Source organism: Arthrobacter sp. SRS-W-1-2016 (genome assembly GCF_002009585.1).
Taxonomy (GTDB): Bacteria; Actinomycetota; Actinomycetes; order Actinomycetales; family Micrococcaceae; genus Arthrobacter; species Arthrobacter bambusae_A.
In genome coordinates this window covers 1-602 of record NZ_MTPV01000008.1, presented here as the reverse complement: position 1 = coordinate 602, position 602 = coordinate 1, and the positions used below count along the sequence as shown (strand labels likewise).

The 602-nt window shown below is 62.5% G+C and carries 1 protein-coding gene; it reads right to left on the bottom strand.

The features are described 5' to 3' along the window. Window positions 1–386, bottom strand: a 386-nt coding sequence (locus BMF89_RS02065) for an Hsp20 family protein (RefSeq protein WP_078105431.1), incomplete at its 3' end; no start/stop codon positions are given. Between the last annotated feature and the right edge of the window lie 216 nt (window positions 387–602).

Below are 602 nucleotides of genomic sequence, written 5' to 3'. Positions count from 1 at the left end.
ATTTCGATGCGGCGCGGCTTTGCTTTCTCCGCCACCGGGATGCGCAGGGTCAGGACTCCGGCGTCGTAGCTTGCTTTGACACCGTTCGTGTCCAGCGCGTCGCCGAGGATGAGCTGGCGGCTGAAGATGCCGCGGGGACGTTCGGAGGCAATCATTTCGGTGCCCTCGCCGACGGGGTCCGGGCGTTCGGCCTTGACAGTCAGGACGTTGCGTTCGACGTCGATGTCCACCGAGTCCACGTTGACTCCGGGCAGATCGAAGGCGACAACGAAGTCCTCGCCTTCGCGCCAGGCGTCCATCGGCATCGCCGCCGGCCGTGCCGTGGTGCCGAGCACCTGCTCGGCGAGCCGGTCGAGTTCACGGAAGGGATCCGTTCGCATCAGCATGGTGTGTCACTCCTTGCGGATCGAAGTTTTTGTTGTCAACCCAGCCGATCTATGGTGGCTGGTATATATTTCTTATAGCACCATGAATGGATCAGGGCAAGCCTGATTTTGGAAGGATTTTGGAGGTGCCCGATGGGGCAGGCCGAGGACCGGGGGAGGGGCGTGTATGCGATTTCCGTCGCCGCCGAACTGGTGGGGACGGGCCAGCAGAACCTG